This window comes from Pseudoalteromonas sp. S2893 (assembly GCF_005887105.1).
GTDB classification, from domain to species: Bacteria; Pseudomonadota; Gammaproteobacteria; order Enterobacterales; family Alteromonadaceae; genus Pseudoalteromonas; species Pseudoalteromonas atlantica.
Map to the genome: position 1 here is coordinate 167,433 of NZ_PNCY01000015.1, position 15,604 is coordinate 183,036.

The window sequence follows — 15,604 nt, forward strand, 5'->3', positions numbered from 1 at the left end:
GTTTCCAATCACTCGCAAGGACAGCCCAATATAAAGCGCATAAATATTATTGTGAGGGTGAAAGAGGGTTACAACACAACTTGGTCACTGTCTGTTATTCAAAGTATGTAGCGATTGTTATAACGGTAATGTGCTTATTTGCATTTGCACTACCTGTCTGTTTAAACAACGTGAAGAATAATGAAGTTATTATTTTAGGGAACTATCCAAAAATGAATAAATTAGCTTTGACTGTTGGTGCATAGTTCGCGTCAACGTGTTGTAACCCTTCCTAGAAAAAATGCAAAAAAAAACCTTACCCGAATAATCAAGTAAGGTTCTAAAAATTACTAACAACGTTCAACACTAAAAACAACATTGTGTACTATTATTTATGGTTCATCAAAGATAGGTAATGTACAGTTACTAGCCGTTACCATTGCACTAAACGTGTTAAATCGTTCTTCATTGTGCTTCATGCTTGGCAAGTATAATTTAGTTGTTAAGCCCGACTTAAAAACGATAGTTGCATTGCAGCCAATTTTGCCATCCTTTTGTAAATGAATAGATTTTACAAACTTTTTCAATATTCCATTCACTTTTATTTTATCGTCCTTCGTTGTTAATGGATGATCCACCAGCGTTCGCCACTCTGAAACATCATGTTGTAAAGGTTGTTCATGTTCATTAATAATTGATTCTATTCGCTTAATAGTGGCTTTACACTCTGCAAGATCCGTTAATAATGATTCATCATCCTCAAGAACCATGAACATTTTTTTTAATTTTGATAAACGTTTCTTTTCATCGTCTAAACTACTTTTTAATGAATCTATGTTAACCGTGTCTTGATTATTGTTTAGAATTGTCTCTATTGATACATGATTAAAAAACAGCTTCAAACATGGTTCTATTATGCTTTTATACTTGATTGCACCGTTGAAACACTTCTTACTTTGTGTTGTGACTCCTTGTGTCTTATTCTTACACCTTAAATAATAATCCTCCCTTTGTGAATGGTAAGCCGTCATGGTTGAACCGCATGTACAATAAGTCAGACCATAAAACACGTTTGATATACTTGGGGTCTCTCTTGTTCTACTATCCTTGAACGATTCAGCTACTATTTTAAAATCATTTAATTCTATCGCTGGTGGAAAGTAATCATCTATACACTGTATGATTTTTGTTCTACTTGAATCATAACGTAAAAATTGGCCTATTGCTTGACCTCTTAATAGTAAATGTTTAATCCTGTTTGCACTCACGTTTGCACGTTGTTTTGCACCAAGCTTAATACCATTATCGTTAAGGTGTCTTGCTATTGATAATACTGAATAACCTTGTTTTCTTAGTTCAAAAATTAATCTTAAATTATCTACATAATTGTTTAAAATATATTCACCATCCCTGTAATCTATCCAAAATGGTAAATGATTCGAACATTTTATTTTCTTGTTTGTCAGATTATTTTTGAACGTTTCTTTAATACGTTTGCTTTTCTGTTCACTCTCCATGTTTGCAAGGTGAAGAAAAATAGAGATCGTTAAATCATTACTGAATGAGCTTTTACTTTTCTTGGTTAATAATTCACCTGACATTTTTTGAACAATTAAATCAATGCCAGCTTTGAACATTCGATTTATAAGATCCCTTGAATCGTCAACCTCCATTCGTGTAAGTCTGTCTATACTTTCTAATACTAGTATTGGATTATTAATTAAACCTACTTCACAATCTTTTATAAATTGGCCTAGATTACCCGTAACACTGTTTGCACCTGAAAATGCACTTACACCAGCGTCACTTATTAAGGCTTTAAACTCTGCATTGTATCTTGATTCATAATCTTGAACAGTTTCTAAAATCTTACTCTGTCTATTCAATCCATCTCCTGTAAGTTGTTTCTCTGAACTCACCCTCGTATACACGTATAATGGTCTTTTTTTCATTGTTTTCATTAGATTATGAATACTTAGTTAATATTGCGTGTATTATAACACGTGGTAGCACTAATTAAACACAGCCGTAGTCGTTGCCATGTTAGTAGGGTGGTTACTTGCTCTTATTTTAGGTATAGCCAAATTTCAAATGGGCGAATTTGATTTAATCGCCATGCCATTACCTTTTAAATATGGTTTTAACATTGATTTTGGCGCCATGATTGCCTTTAGCTTTTTATACCTAATTACCGCCATTGAATCCACAGGCGATATAACCGCAAATTGCGCGGTGTCTAAATTACCGGTAAAAGGCGCAAGCTATTTAGCGCGTATACGCGGAGGTATTTTAGGCGATGGGGTTAACTCAATGATTGCTGCCGCATTTAATACGTTTCCTAATACTACTTTTAGCCAAAATAACGGCGTTATTCAGTTAACCGGTGTAGCAAGTAGATACATTGGCCTGTGGATTGGTGTAATTTTGATTATTTTAGGGTTATTTCCGGTGATTGGTGCCGTGCTACAAAATATTCCTAAACCAGTGCTAGGCGGTGCAACGCTTGTTATGTTTGGTACCGTGGCAGCCGCAGGGGTAAAAATTCTTGCAAGCGAAAAAATAAATCGTCGTAGCTTACTTATTATTGCGGTGAGCTTAGGTATGGGGCTAGGGGTAAGCTTTGTGCCCGAAATGTTTATAAATGCGCCTAAGCTGGTAACCGCTATTTTTGGCAGCGCTGTAACGGTATCGGGTTTAACCGCCATCGTTATGACGCTTGTTTTACCAGAAAATTATTCAGCAAGTACAGATCATCTTAACTAGACTAATAAAATTATAACAAAGGGATTAACAATGAAAATTACAACAATTAAAAAATTAGCCTTAGTCAGTGCTATCGCGGTGTGTTCAAGTAGCGTGTCGGCAAAAGAGCTGTGGTCAGATTTTAGTATAACCGCCATGACCGGCGCCGATTACCTCGAGCCGTTCTCGGGGGAGGAAGATGACAGGAGTGTAGTAACCATTGAGCATGCATCGGGGCATACATGGGGCGGTACCTTCTTTTTTATGGATAGATTAAGTAACCCCGATGAAGTATACGGAGAGCTAAACATAAACCCAACGCTTTACAAGCCACAAAACAGTTTTGTTAAAGAGGTGTTTTTAGGCCTACAAACAGAATATGGCTCGGGCGATACCGATCAAAATAACTACTTATTAGGTGGCGGCGTATCGTTAGATGTACCAGGGTTTCAATATTTTAATGTGGCTTATTACCGTCGTTTTCAGGACGATATTGGCATAGAGCGTGAAGATAACAACCAAATAACCGTAACGTGGGGCTATAACAAGGGTAACTTTAGATACGATGGCTTTTTAGATATTGTTGACAGTACTGACACTATGTTTGGTAAAAGTGAAGGCGGTTTTAACTTTACCTCACAACTTAAATACAACATTGCTCCTATGCTTGGCCTAGACACAGGTCGCCTTGATGTAGGTATAGAATACGTATATTGGAAAAATAAGTTTGGTGTAGATGGTCAAACAGAGCACAACCCAAATTTGATGGTTAAATGGCATTTTTAAAACTTTAAGCGTTACAGAATACAAAAAAGGCTGCTAGTTAATGCAGCCTTTTTTGTATTATTAAACGCAATAAAATTGGCTTATTGTTAATAATGACACTGCAGTAACCCACATCTTAATCGGTTAAGTTTTATTGTGATTTAATGAAATGTTAATTGCTGAATGTATTGATAATTGTTATCATTACGTAAAATAACTAATTAAATACCACGTAATGACTCTGAAAAACACTTTAGCTCTGCCTCTAATTGCTGTCGCGCCATTTTACACTTTGGCTAACGCTAACAATGATATAGAAACAATAGTAGTGACCGCCTCTGGCTTTGAACAAACCTTAGCGCAAGCGCCAGCTTCTATTACTTTAATTAGCAAAAAGCAGCTAGAAAACCGCGCTTATAAAGACTTAACCGATGCACTTAACGATGTTGCAGGGGTTACGGTTACCGGTGGTGGCTCGCGACAAGATATAAGCGTGCGTGGCATGCCAGCGCAGTACACTGCTATTTTGGTAGACGGTAAAAAGCAGTCAGGGCGTGAATCACAACCAAGCGGCAGCGGTGGCTTTGAGCAAGATTGGCTGCCACCACTAGACGCTATTGAACGTATTGAAGTTGTGCGTGGGCCTATGTCTACGTTGTATGGGTCGGATGCAATTGGCGGCGTTATTAATGTTATAACCCGTAAAAATTACGACAATTGGCATGCTAATGTTCGCGTAGAAACCACACAGCAAGAAAACAGTAATTCGGGTGATGAATACCAAGGGCAAATATATGCAGCGGGGCCATTAATAAAAGATTTATTAAGCGTTAACCTTTCGGCTCTTTACCAAGAGCGTGAAGAAGATGAAATTGAGCGCGGTTACGGTGAAAAAGAGCTGACAAGTTACAGTGGTACACTGCATTTAACAGCCACCCAGCACGATGTGATATCGCTTGAATACAGCGAACACGATCAAAAACGTATTTCTACCTCGGGACTATCGTTACCTAGTCGAAATAGCTCTAGCGAAACGAACAATAACCGCAGCACGTGGTCGTTAGCACATAAAGGTAGCTATAGTTGGGGCGCTGCGCATTCGTATATTCAACAAGAGTCGGTTGAAAACGAAGGCCGTGAAATAACCATCGAAAATACCTTAGCAAATACGCAGTGGTCAATTGCACTTGAAAACCACCATGTAACATTAGGCGGCGCATTTGAACAAGAAAAGCTTGATGACAAAACAACAAACGCAGCCACTATTACTAAAATAGATAACAAACAATGGTCGCTATTTGCTGAAGATGAGTGGAGCTTACACCCCGATTTTACCATTACCACGGGTTTACGAGTTGATGATAACGAGCAGTTTGATTCGCACTTGAGTCCACGCCTATACGGAGTTTGGAATATTAATGAGGCATGGACCTTTAAATCGGGCGTAGCTACCGGTTACCGAGCGCCAGATTTACGCGAGCTTAGCCCTAATTGGATCCAAAGCAGCCGCGGTGGCGATTTATATGGAAATGCTGACCTAGAGCCCGAAACATCCGTGAGTAAAGAAGCGGCTGTGTATTATGCTAACAGTGATTTTCAAACTAATATCACGGTTTTTCATAATAGCTTTGAAGACAAAATTAACACCGTTTTATGTCCTCTCACAGTGTGTGGTGATGAAACCGACCGCTATAACATCAATATTGATAAAGCGGTGACTTATGGGGCTGAGCTAAATATAGAAACAATGTTAAGTGCAGATATTACCCTTGCAACTAGCTACAGCTATACTTTTTCTGAGCAACGCAGTGGCGACAATAAAGGCCAGCCACTTACGCAAATACCTAAACATTTAGCAACGCTAAATATTAACTGGGATGTAAGCGATAACATTAATACGTGGGCACGTGCTAATTACCGCGGTAAAGAAACCGAAGCAGCCTCTATAACTAGCCGTTTAACCTCAGCCCCTTCTATTGCAACAGCAGATATAGGCAGTGCGTGGCAAGTAAACGGTAACGTTAAAGTTATGTTTGGTATTTACAATATATTTGATAAAGCAACCAGCTACGATGAATACGGCTATGTAGAAGATGGCCGACGCTACTGGCTAGCTATAGATACAAAACTATAAGGGGTGTTTATGCCAAAATTTATATTCTCTGCTGTGGTACTCAGCTTTTTAGCTACGCACCCAGCTATTGCGCAAAATACACAATTAACAGCGCAAGATTATGTCGAAAAAGGAATGCAGTACGCTGATGAGTTTCCGGGGTTAACAAGCCTATGCGATATACAAAACCCGTTACGTGATTTAACAAAGCGTGTTCGCACTAATAATGAAGGTAAAAAGCGCAGTAAAAAGTTGGGTAGTAAACGGCGCTCATCAACGATTGAACCTACACAAGTGTTTGACAACCTTTATTATGTAGGTACTGGTGGAGTGGCAAGTTGGGTAGTTAAAACATCACAAGGGCTTATTGTTATTGATGCGCTAAATAACAACGAACAAGCTAAAAATTACATTGAAAAAGGTTTGCTCACACTAGGCTTAAACCCCGAAGATATTAAGTATTTAATTATTAGCCATGGGCATGGTGATCATTACGGTGGGCAAGAGTACTTAGTTAATAAATACAAACCGCGTGTTGTAATGAGTGAGGTTGAGTGGCGACGCTTAGAACAACCAAAGCTTGATTTTGAAAGCCCACGTTGGGGCAAACGGCCAACAAGAGATATAAGCACAAAAGAGGCAGATACAATTACGCTTGGCGATACTAGCATTGGCGTTTATTTAACGCCTGGACACACCCCTGGCACTATTTCGTTGTTGTTCCCAGTATATGATAACGGCAAAAAACATATGCTAAGCCTGTGGGGAGGGACTGGGCTAAACTATGGGCCTGATATTGAGCGAATTAGCGCTTACAGTGTTGCCGCTAAACGTTTTGGCAATGTGGCAATGCAAGCCGGTGTAGATGTGTTTATATCAAACCACCCTAAACGCGATGGTTCGTTTGAGCGCATAAAGCAACTTAAAAATAGAGCCCCCGAGGCGGCGCATCCATTTGTAATAGGCCAAGAGCAAGCCTCGCATGGTTTTTCTATGTTGAGCGATTGCACTTACGCGCAGGTTTTAAAAATTAAAGGAGAGTAAGGCACTTATTTGCAAAAGTTTTTAATATTAGGGGTTAACCATTTAACCAATGTGTTGTAATTTGGAGTATCTATATTTACTTTTAACGCCAGATTAAAAGGATGAATGATGAAACCCCTCATTTTAATTTTATGCTTGTTTATAAGCTGCTCAGTGTGGGCCGAAACCACTAAAAATATGCCCGTAGCAATAAACTGGTTACAGTTAATTGATGCGGGTGAATACACAAAAAGTTGGCAACAAGCCGATGCGCTATTTAAATCACAATTAAGTAAAGCAAACTGGAAAAGCGCCCTAAACACAGTGCGTGCGCCACTAGGTAAAGTGGCTACGCGAGAACAAATAAGTGCTAATGCATACTCATCTTTACCTGGTGCCCCGCAAGGTAAATACCTTATTGTGCAATTTAAAACGCAATTTTCAGCAAGGCTTGCGGTTGAAACCCTTACATTAAGTAAAAGCAGTGGGCAATGGCGCGCGGTTGGCTATTTTATTAAATAACCAGCGTTCAATACCAATCCGTAATAATACATAATCATTTTCAGGGGCTAAACGTGTCGCTATCTGCGTTAAAAAATTCTCATTTAGAATAACTAAATAGCGAATTTTTTGCCTTGCTATCATCGCGTTTACCCATCCTCAAAATAGATCACTTAATTATGCGGATTGGTATAAGTTAAAAAACTATTTTGCGTATTTATTAATATTAGAAAAAGCCATTAACACATCGCGGGCATAATTAAGCCGCGGGTGAGCAAGCGCCCCTTTACGCCACGCTAAGTACAAATTGTTTTCCGGCCCTTGCGGACCAAGTTTAATTAATCTACCCGATTGAATATCGTCATGACATATATAATCAGGCAGCACGGTATAGCCAACACCGGTTCTTACTATGCCGGCGAGCGCGCGTATGTCGGGGCAGCGGGCAATTATTTTTGACGTACAGCTTTGTTTAAATACAGTATCAAAATACTGGCGTATAAGCGGTAATTGGCTGTCGTAACTGACCACTGGCAGCGTATTTAAAAGTGCTGGCGTAATGGTTTGCCCCTCTAAGCTTTGCGCTAATAAACGGTGCGCCACCAGTACTAGCTCTTCGCTGTCGAGCACTTCAAAGTCGTAAATTTTGTTATCGGGGAGGGAGGCTGTAATAGCCATATCGGCAACGCCGGTGTCGAGCGCTGAATAAATTTGCTCACGATTACCAGGCAGCACGACCACATCAACATTGCCTGCTTGTAACAAATTTGCCAGCTGTGCAGAGGCAACATAACTAATATATTCGGCGGGCCCAGCCAGTGTAATCGTTCCGCTCACATCGTTTGAACGGGTGCGTACAGAGGCGACTTTTTGCTCTATAGCATCAAGGTGATTTGCCACTTGGCCTGCTAAATCGTGGGCGGCATTACTTGGTTCTACGCCTCGGTGACGCCGCTCAAATAACGATTTACCTACCACCGACTCCATTGTTTGTATATGCGCGGTTGCAGCTGGTTGCGACAGCCCCAAATTTTTAGCAGCCCGAGAGATGTTTTTACAACGATATACCTCAACAAAGGTGCGTAATTGTACAAAATAAGACATAAAACATTAGGTATCAGAAATCCGATGGGTAAAGCAAGATTAACTGAATTCTAGTTATTGTAAAGTGCGCGTACACTTGCGCTCGTTCAGTTAGACATTAAACGTTTTCATATTTAATTTATAAAATAGGTAATTAATTACTTGAAAGTTAACTATTAATTCCCATTTTATAAAGCAATGAGCACCAGGGGCTGAGCCCCGTAACCAAGTAGAGTACAAATATGTTAAATTTTGCATTTAAAAACCGCACCGAGATTTTATTCGGCAAAGATCAAATTAATGAGATCGCAAGCCGCGTACCAAGCCAAGGCAAGGTCATGTTTTTATACGGTGGCGGTTCGATCAAAAAGAACGGCGTATATGACGATGTAGTAAATGCACTTGAAGGTGTGGACTTTGTGGAGTTTTCGGGAGTTGAGCCAAACCCAACTTACGAAACACTTTCAAAAGCTGTAGAAATTGTGAAAGAGCAAAACGTTAGCTTTATATTAGCTGTAGGCGGCGGTAGTGTTATCGACGGCGCTAAATACGTAGCGGCAGCAGCAAAATACGAAGGCGACGGCTGGGATATTTTAGTTAATGGCGCAGAAGTAAAAAGTGCATTACCTATTGGCGCGGTATTAACGCTTCCGGCTACAGGCTCAGAAAGCAACGGTAACTCGGTTGTTACCCGTAAAGAAACCCAGCAAAAACGAGCCTTTGGTACGCCAATAGTGCAACCGCAATTTGCCGTGCTTGATCCTACGTATACATTCTCACTGCCAACTCGCCAAATTTCTAACGGTGTAGTTGATGCGTTTGTACATGTTATTGAACAATACTTAACGTACCCAGTTAATGCGCCACTGCAAGACCGTTTTGCTGAAGGCATTTTATCTACGCTAATTGAGCAAGGCCCTAAAGCCCTTGAAAACCCAGAAGATTACGATGTTCGTGCAAACGTAATGTGGTCGGCAACGATGGCACTAAATGGCTTAATTGGCCAAGGCGTACCGCAAGATTGGTCTACGCATATGATTGGCCACGAGCTAACAGCGCTTTATAGCTTAGATCACGCTGTAACACTTGCAATTGTATTACCGCCGCTTATGTTTGTTCAGCAAGAGCAAAAACGCGCTAAAATTATTCAGTTAGGTGAGCGTGTATTTGGCCTTGATATGCAAGACAAAAACGAGCTGATTGATGCAACCATTAAACATACTCAAGACTTTTTTGAGCAAATGGGCATTAAAACAAAACTTGGCGATTACGACCTAGGTGAAGACGCGGTTGAAGCCGTTGCCAACAATCTTGAGCGTAACGGCATGACAGCCCTTGGTGAACATGGCGATATTGACATAGCTAAAGCGAAGAAAATTTTAAGCCTAGCGCTTTAATTTAATTGTTTTTTGAATGGCGCTTTTTAGCGCCATTTTTTATGCTCCAAAAGCTAAATGTTGAGCTAGATTTTTGACATAGATTATTGAATAAATTACTAAAGCTATGCTACTTTGGGTTAAATTACGTAAAGGAATACCCCAAGCATGGATACCCCAATAGACTTTTCTACGTACTCATTAGATGAACTTTACTCCAGCGCAAAAGTCATTGACCGAGAACGCTTTCCTGAGCGCGCAAAAGAAATAGACGAGCTTATAAAAACCCGAGAAGCGCAAGAGCCCGCACACAATGCCGACCTAAAAATAGCGGGAGAAAAAGCATCACGCGGGGACAGGCTTGTTGCTGCTATTATTGACGGCCTATTAGGTATAGCATTTTTTATACCTGTAATAATGTATATCGGTTTTGATAACTTAAGCCAACCAGATCTGGGTTTATCTGCATTTTTATTTGTTTACGGTGTGTTTTCTACGTTAGTGCTTCATGCCTACCTTATGTATCACTGTGGACAAACTATTGGTAAATACTGTATGTCTATTCGTATAGAAAACCTAGACGGCACAAAAGCAAGTTTTATAACTATTTACTTTAAACGCATGTTACCTATGCAGCTGTTATCACTGGTCCCTTCGGTAGGTCAGTTTATTGCTGGTTTTGTTAATCCATCATTTATATTTGGAAAAGATAAACGCTGTTTACATGATCATTTAGCGGGAACAAAAGTAAGTAATATTTAGCATGAGCAATGCTCAGCGAAGGATAATACTTTAAAGGGATTTATGAAAAAACTGACAAGGTACAAAAAAGCACCCAGCGCAAAACTACTTTGGACGCTTGGGTGTAATACGTTCATCGCCGTTATTATTTTATTTTGGGTAGAGGTATTTATTGAACAACCTTTGCTGCATCAATTTTTATACTTATTTGCATTTGTCCTATTGAGGGTATTTTTACAATGGCATTATATGAAAAAAGAACAATGCCATGCGGTTGAAATTGTTGATGGCGAGCTTGAAGTATTAGGTATAACGATCAAAATACATGAACTTGAAGAAGTGTTGTACTGTCAAACTAAGCGTTTTGAGCATATTTTAAGATTTAAATTTAAAAACGCGACATACCATGATATTGAAATAACCGCCCCAGATTTAATTGACGACCTACGTTTTTATTATTTTATGGTAGATAACGGCCTGCCAGTAAAAATGACAGATGATAGTGGCCGTTTTTTTGACGAAGATTAACAGCGTAGCAAGGTGCAGTAATGAGCATACAGGCTTTAAGGTTTTTGATGCTAGGAAGTGTGCTCTTTAGTGAATATTCACATGCAGACTTACTTGAAGGATGTTATTCAAGGACAGACAAAATAACGAGCGCGATCCCTATGCTTAACGACAATGGAAGCAAAAGTAATGAGCGTTTTAAATTAAAAAGGAGCTATGTAAATGTATTTAAAAAAGAAGATAAATACTTTGCAGAAGGCCTTATCTGGGGCTTTAACTTTCATATTTGCACTATCACTGCCCCACTAGAGGGGACGAAAGAACCATTACCTTTAGCTCTAAAGGGTAAAAAATTGGTGTTTGAAGAGAAAGAGCCCGAATACGATATTAACTGTAAGTTTGAGCTAGAATTTGATGAGAATGGTTTAAATATTAAGGATGAAAACTACCATTGTTCTAACTATATTTTTTACTGTGGTGCACATGCAAGTGTGCATGACGTTCAGCTTGCTAAAACCAACAAAGGCTGTAACTAACTAAGCTAGTTTATTATTTAACTCTACAACACAGCTAACAGAAACTTACCATGCGCGGCTTGTTATTATTTATTGGTTACTCATCTTATATTGGCAGTGTGGGCGATGGCCTGCTTGGCTTGTATGCACTATGGGTATTAATAAGTAATAATTTAGCATTTTTAAGCTTATCGCTTAATGACTTTTTAGCGCAGTATGTAGAGTTTATATATTGGGTGAAGCAGGTTGCGTTTTATGTAATGCCCGAAGGCTTTGCCAATTGGTTATTCGGCATTCCAGCCGTTATTTACTTTCCCGTACGTATACTAATGAGCCTAATAATTGGCTGGTGGGCACTAAAAAAGGCAGCTCAACTAAAAGCTGAAAGATACTAAAAGTGGTTACATATAATAAATTCGACATACTCTTTCTTGACGGTGTCGCAGGGCTACTTGCAGGTTTAACGTTGTTTAGTTTTCAAGGATGGTTTCACGAAGTTTATTCTTTACCTCTATATGTCCTTCAATTTATTACAGCAGCTAATATGCTTTATGGTGCGCTGGCATTATTGTTGGCTTCTAAAAGAAAAAGAAGCTTTTTGATCATTAAATTATTAGCTTTAGCTAACACATTTTGGACATTGATTTGCATCTGTTTCATTTTTATATACCTAGATTCTGCAAGTTGGAAGGGTATAAGCCTATTAATTTTAGAGTCTCTTTTTGTTGGCTATTTAGCTTATTATGAATAGGTTAATCGCAATAACTTAATTTACAGTCCTACTTATAAAAAATGTGTAAAAACTACTCACTTTTAAAATAATTACCTTTTTAAATACCGCATATCACAATAACCCATCATTAATTTCATCAAAAATTTATTAACTCATTGTTTTTAATTGCATTTTCAATCCTCGCTTTTGGCTTTTGCTAATTACATCTGGCATATAAATTGATACACCAATGTATAAAATTTAAAAGGGAATGCACATGACTGCTGAATACTTTATGGTGCTGGGGCTGCTCGGAGTGGCTTTTTTTTCGGTTGCAGGAGCACTGCTAGGCTACGAAAAAAACATAAGTGGTTTTGGGGTGGTTGTGGTGGCTACTGTCACTGCGCTTGGCGGCGGTACTCTCAGAGACATTTTGCTAAATAAGCCTGTATTTTGGATTGCTACGCCCGAATATTTATACTCAACTTACGCAGCCATTGTGGCCACAATATTATTTGTACGTTACTTGCCTCATGTAAATAACTCTTATTTTTTATTCGTCGATGCCATAGGCATGGGTTTGTTTAATATTATGGGGATCGAAAAAGCGCTGATTAGCGGCACAGGTATGTTAATCGCCATTACTATGGGTGTAACAACCGGTATTTTTGGTGGGCTTATACGCGATGTAATTTGTCGTGAGTTGCCCTCGGTTATGCGAAACGAACCTTATGCCTCAGCGTGTTTAATTGGCGGCCTTGTATATGCAGTGTTGTTTACTTTAAGTATTGATTACATTTGGTGTATTTTAGGCTCACTTTTTACCACTGTATTTTTAAGATTAGGCTCGCTTAAATGGGGCTGGCACCTAACCATTTTTAGAAAAAAAGATTTTAAAGATCAAAGAGAGTAGCTCTTTGTTATTTATAGGCTGGGTTTGCATATGGTACTCATAGTTATCTTCCCCAGTGATCTTAAAGCCTAGTCGAGTATAAAGTGCTTTAGCAGGGTTGTTTTTAAGTACTGTTAGTTTGATAGGCTTTAACTGTGCAGTTTTAATTACTTGCTCAATAACGCCTCTGCCGTAGCCTTTATTTTGATGGTTGGGGTGTATTTGTAATTGCATTATTTCAATGTGGCTACCCCATACCTTGTACTTTAGCGTACCTATAGTATCACCATTAAACTGTATGAGATGAGAGCAATCGAATTGCTCGTCAACCCTTTCATTATGCTGTTGCTCAGTTAAAAACAAGCCGGCCACCTCAAGGTGCTCTACCATAGTAAGTTTTCTAAGACATAATTAATAACCTGAGCCTTGGCTAATAAATCTATCTCAAGCAGCTATTTTTAGCGCTAACTGCGTTGAATTTACTTGCAATAGGCTAGCTATTGACGCGCAAATTCGCCTTGTTTTCACTTAAAATTTCTAGCTAGAGAAAACAGACCCAGTAACATTACTAACCAACTATATCTAAATCTCTTAACCAAAGCTCAGGTTAAACCTCTTTTCGCGCGTGGCTTTTGTAAGCGTAAAAACCAAAATATCCTTCCTTGTATTTAAAAAATTTAACTTTAGTTGAATCACTTTTTGTAAAAATTGGGTCTTTATTAGCCATTACAGATTTAATGGGCACACAATGAACATAACACACACAAATAACGCACTCACCTTTTTACTTACACTCAGCTTTGCATTACTTGGTGTATCGTTTGCTTTAGGTGCAAACCCAAACACACTCTCAGCTACCTTTAGTTTTTATGAACTTGATACCTTACTCAGTAACAATACATTAGGTTTGCTCACAGGCAGCGCTATGATTGCGTTGGCAGTCACCACCTTAGCTGCGCATTTAAAATTAATAAAGCCTGTGCCTGCACTTATACTCGCGTTAGTTGTTAGCATAGTGCCTTTACTTACCTTATTTGCCAGTAACCGCTGGATGGCACAGTTAGGCGGCTTTCCAATTATTGGCAGTGGGCAAGGCATAATTAAATACTTTGCTGTTATCCCTTTGTATTTATTTTTGTTTTATAAAAATAAGCTCACAGACAAACAACACGTACTTTTAAACTTTATACCGGTTGCTATGGTTTTACTGTGGATTGGCGGCATGAAATTTTATGAGTTTGAAGCCAAAGCCATTGTAGGCCTAGTAGAAACCTCACCGTTTATGTCGTGGTTATACACGGTATTTAGCGTACAAGGCGCATCAAATATCATTGGTGGGTTTGATGTATTATTTGCAGTACTACTTGGTGCAGGCATTTTACTTAATAATAAAAAGCTTATTATTGTTAGTGGCTTAGCGTGTTTAAGCGTATTTTTAATGACCCAAACATTTTTAATTACCGCAAGCGGCGCGTTTAGCTCAAGCACGTTATTAGGGCGTTTAGGGCAATTTGTCATCAAAGATTTATGGTATGTAGGCAACTTAATTGTTATTGCCACTTTAATGCTACTTAAGCCAGCTAAATAATATATAAAGAGGACGTTATGATCAGTTGCCACCATTACGATTACATCGAAATTGCCTGTATGCACAGGCTGAATATTGAGCTTGTATTAAAAAATGGTGATGGTGTATGTGGTGTAGCAACTGATACAAAACGCAATGCACTCAATCAAGAGTGCATTGCCATTAATGTAAGCGGCGAGCTAAAGCTTATTGTGCTCACTACAATTAGTGTACTTAAAGCGCGTGAGAGTAATCCTTATTTTGATCATGTGAACTTTGATGTAAAGTAAATCACTAACCCATTCGTTTTATCATAAACACTCCAGCGGGCCTGTTCCATCATTATGTTAAGGCTCGCTTATCTCGCCAATGCTTTAACTCATACGTGCTAAATGCACAAAGCCAAAATTTACCTTTAGAATGAACTGTTCACATAAACAGTTATTTTGACTTTGTCCAATAACATTATTAAAAGTTGTTTTGGTGCAAAATAACAAAGGCTTTTTCACTGCATGCCTAATTGGTTGTTTACATTGCAGTTATTTAGTGGAATTATTGAGCGATGTAATATGCGCCGTTATAACCCCCCAAAGTGGTGTTCAATAAACTGTTAGGGTTACAAGGAGAGTTCGTGAAAGTATCATTTTTATTCGCAATAGGAGTTTTACTTTTGAGTGGATGCTCAACTACAAAGAAAAATTCTTCTAACGAGCATTTAGATTTAATTGGTAATAAAGAAGCTGTACTTGATTACTGGGTGGTTAAAAAAAAGATTGCTCCCAAATACCCCCAACAGGCTAACACCAAAAAAATATCGGGTTGCGTTGAATTCTCGCTAATTATTGATTCAAGTGGTAATGCAATTAACCCTAAAATAATAAAGGCGTTTCCTGAAGGTGTATTTGATATTCAGGCTACAAAGGCTATTGAAAAATGGAAATGGGTTCCAACATCAACAAATCCAAATAGACAACCTGTTGCAATTACTATCCAACTTGACTTTGTGGTTAGAAATTCATCTAACTACAAAGATGCATATAAAAACTGTAAGATTTAAGTAACCCTAACAAGCTGTTAAACAAGGACAA

At 38.7% G+C, this 15,604-nt stretch carries 16 protein-coding genes and 1 pseudogene; 14 read left to right on the forward strand and 3 right to left on the reverse strand.

All coding sequences use genetic code 11. The annotated features are described in order from the left end of the window. Window positions 1-371 precede the first annotated feature (371 nt). On the reverse strand, window positions 372-1,931 hold the full coding sequence (locus tag CWC04_RS09885) for a recombinase family protein (RefSeq protein ID WP_160289070.1): 1,560 nt from the start codon (window positions 1,929-1,931) through the stop codon (window positions 372-374). Window positions 1,932-2,016: 85 nt separating this feature from the next. On the opposite strand from CWC04_RS09885, the pseudogene CWC04_RS09890 reads away from it, so the two are divergent. The 5 genes and pseudogenes from CWC04_RS09890 to CWC04_RS09910 all read left to right on the forward strand — a co-directional run. Continuing rightward, window positions 2,017-2,742 (forward strand): annotated as a pseudogene (locus tag CWC04_RS09890) (uracil-xanthine permease family protein); the annotation flags it as partial. A 30-nt stretch (window positions 2,743-2,772) separates the two neighbouring features. Then, the gene (locus CWC04_RS09895) at window positions 2,773-3,507 is read left to right on the forward strand and encodes a DUF5020 family protein (protein WP_004587064.1); all 735 of its coding nucleotides are present in this window, start codon (window positions 2,773-2,775) and stop codon (window positions 3,505-3,507) included. 214 nt (window positions 3,508-3,721) lie between these two features. Beyond that, window positions 3,722-5,620, forward strand: coding sequence for a TonB-dependent receptor domain-containing protein (locus tag CWC04_RS09900; protein WP_138685304.1), 1,899 nt, complete (start codon window positions 3,722-3,724; stop codon window positions 5,618-5,620). A gap of 9 nt (window positions 5,621-5,629) precedes the next feature. Next, entirely contained in the window at window positions 5,630-6,643 is a 1,014-nt protein-coding gene (locus CWC04_RS09905; protein ID WP_138685305.1) for an MBL fold metallo-hydrolase, read from the forward strand. Between the two features lie 105 nt (window positions 6,644-6,748). Next, a complete protein-coding gene (locus CWC04_RS09910) occupies window positions 6,749-7,144 on the forward strand; it encodes a DUF4019 domain-containing protein (protein ID WP_248443452.1) in 396 nt (131 codons plus the stop codon). A 183-nt stretch (window positions 7,145-7,327) separates the two neighbouring features. Here CWC04_RS09910 and CWC04_RS09915 read toward each other — a convergent pair whose 3' ends face one another. Further along, complete coding sequence (locus CWC04_RS09915) at window positions 7,328-8,227, reverse strand: LysR family transcriptional regulator (RefSeq protein WP_138685306.1); 900 nt, start codon at window positions 8,225-8,227, stop codon at window positions 7,328-7,330. A gap of 221 nt (window positions 8,228-8,448) precedes the next feature. Here CWC04_RS09915 and CWC04_RS09920 point away from each other — a divergent pair, with 221 nt between their 5' ends. The 6 genes from CWC04_RS09920 to CWC04_RS09950 all read left to right on the forward strand — a co-directional run bounded on the left by CWC04_RS09920 (window position 8,449) and on the right by CWC04_RS09950 (window position 12,970). After that, entirely contained in the window at window positions 8,449-9,603 is a 1,155-nt protein-coding gene (locus tag CWC04_RS09920) for an iron-containing alcohol dehydrogenase (RefSeq protein WP_004587069.1), read from the forward strand. A gap of 147 nt (window positions 9,604-9,750) precedes the next feature. Then, a complete protein-coding gene (locus tag CWC04_RS09925; RefSeq protein WP_138685307.1) occupies window positions 9,751-10,344 on the forward strand; it encodes an RDD family protein in 594 nt (197 codons plus the stop codon). Between the two features lie 42 nt (window positions 10,345-10,386). Then, on the forward strand, window positions 10,387-10,851 hold the full coding sequence (locus CWC04_RS09930; protein WP_171038573.1) for a hypothetical protein: 465 nt from the start codon (window positions 10,387-10,389) through the stop codon (window positions 10,849-10,851). A 20-nt stretch (window positions 10,852-10,871) separates the two neighbouring features. Then, the gene (locus CWC04_RS09935; protein WP_249326111.1) at window positions 10,872-11,366 is read left to right on the forward strand and encodes a hypothetical protein; all 495 of its coding nucleotides are present in this window, start codon (window positions 10,872-10,874) and stop codon (window positions 11,364-11,366) included. Between the two features lie 50 nt (window positions 11,367-11,416). Further along, the gene (locus tag CWC04_RS09940; protein ID WP_126009311.1) at window positions 11,417-11,740 is read left to right on the forward strand and encodes a hypothetical protein; all 324 of its coding nucleotides are present in this window, start codon (window positions 11,417-11,419) and stop codon (window positions 11,738-11,740) included. Window positions 11,741-12,334: 594 nt separating this feature from the next. Beyond that, window positions 12,335-12,970, forward strand: a complete 636-nt coding sequence (locus CWC04_RS09950) for a trimeric intracellular cation channel family protein (protein WP_138685308.1) — start codon at window positions 12,335-12,337, stop codon at window positions 12,968-12,970. On the opposite strand, the gene CWC04_RS09955 is transcribed toward CWC04_RS09950, so the two are convergent. Continuing rightward, window positions 12,926-13,339 carry a GNAT family N-acetyltransferase gene (locus tag CWC04_RS09955; protein ID WP_171038574.1) on the reverse strand — a complete coding sequence of 138 codons (414 nt, stop codon included), beginning with the start codon at window positions 13,337-13,339 and terminating at the stop codon, window positions 12,926-12,928. The two genes, CWC04_RS09950 and CWC04_RS09955, sit on opposite strands and share 45 nt — an antisense overlap. Before the next feature lie 358 nt (window positions 13,340-13,697). On the opposite strand from CWC04_RS09955, the gene CWC04_RS09960 reads away from it, so the two are divergent. From CWC04_RS09960 to CWC04_RS09970, 3 genes are all read left to right on the forward strand, one after another. Next, window positions 13,698-14,537 (forward strand): DUF417 family protein, encoded by an 840-nt coding sequence (locus tag CWC04_RS09960; protein WP_138685309.1) that lies wholly within the window; start codon window positions 13,698-13,700, stop codon window positions 14,535-14,537. A 17-nt stretch (window positions 14,538-14,554) separates the two neighbouring features. Continuing rightward, window positions 14,555-14,806: a Rho-binding antiterminator gene (locus tag CWC04_RS09965; protein WP_138685310.1), complete on the forward strand. Its 252-nt coding sequence runs from the start codon at window positions 14,555-14,557 to the stop codon at window positions 14,804-14,806. A gap of 341 nt (window positions 14,807-15,147) precedes the next feature. Then, window positions 15,148-15,573: an energy transducer TonB gene (locus tag CWC04_RS09970; RefSeq protein WP_138685311.1), complete on the forward strand. Its 426-nt coding sequence runs from the start codon at window positions 15,148-15,150 to the stop codon at window positions 15,571-15,573. Window positions 15,574-15,604: the final 31 nt, after the last annotated feature.

Excerpts from the sequence above, each read along its gene's own strand:
- CWC04_RS09885 (WP_160289070.1), bottom strand. The coding sequence starts at position 1,931 with ATGAAAAAAAGACCATTATACGTGTATACGAGGGTGAGTTCAGAGAAA.
- CWC04_RS09895 (WP_004587064.1), top strand. The coding sequence starts at position 2,773 with ATGAAAATTACAACAATTAAAAAATTAGCCTTAGTCAGTGCTATCGCG.
- CWC04_RS09900 (WP_138685304.1), top strand. The coding sequence starts at position 3,722 with ATGACTCTGAAAAACACTTTAGCTCTGCCTCTAATTGCTGTCGCGCCA.
- CWC04_RS09905 (WP_138685305.1), top strand. The coding sequence starts at position 5,630 with ATGCCAAAATTTATATTCTCTGCTGTGGTACTCAGCTTTTTAGCTACG.
- CWC04_RS09910 (WP_248443452.1), top strand. The coding sequence starts at position 6,749 with ATGATGAAACCCCTCATTTTAATTTTATGCTTGTTTATAAGCTGCTCA.
- CWC04_RS09915 (WP_138685306.1), bottom strand. The coding sequence starts at position 8,227 with ATGTCTTATTTTGTACAATTACGCACCTTTGTTGAGGTATATCGTTGT.
- CWC04_RS09920 (WP_004587069.1), top strand. The coding sequence starts at position 8,449 with ATGTTAAATTTTGCATTTAAAAACCGCACCGAGATTTTATTCGGCAAA.
- CWC04_RS09925 (WP_138685307.1), top strand. The coding sequence starts at position 9,751 with ATGGATACCCCAATAGACTTTTCTACGTACTCATTAGATGAACTTTAC.
- CWC04_RS09930 (WP_171038573.1), top strand. The coding sequence starts at position 10,387 with ATGAAAAAACTGACAAGGTACAAAAAAGCACCCAGCGCAAAACTACTT.
- CWC04_RS09935 (WP_249326111.1), top strand. The coding sequence starts at position 10,872 with ATGAGCATACAGGCTTTAAGGTTTTTGATGCTAGGAAGTGTGCTCTTT.
- CWC04_RS09940 (WP_126009311.1), top strand. The coding sequence starts at position 11,417 with ATGCGCGGCTTGTTATTATTTATTGGTTACTCATCTTATATTGGCAGT.
- CWC04_RS09950 (WP_138685308.1), top strand. The coding sequence starts at position 12,335 with ATGACTGCTGAATACTTTATGGTGCTGGGGCTGCTCGGAGTGGCTTTT.
- CWC04_RS09955 (WP_171038574.1), bottom strand. The coding sequence starts at position 13,339 with ATGGTAGAGCACCTTGAGGTGGCCGGCTTGTTTTTAACTGAGCAACAG.
- CWC04_RS09960 (WP_138685309.1), top strand. The coding sequence starts at position 13,698 with ATGAACATAACACACACAAATAACGCACTCACCTTTTTACTTACACTC.
- CWC04_RS09965 (WP_138685310.1), top strand. The coding sequence starts at position 14,555 with ATGATCAGTTGCCACCATTACGATTACATCGAAATTGCCTGTATGCAC.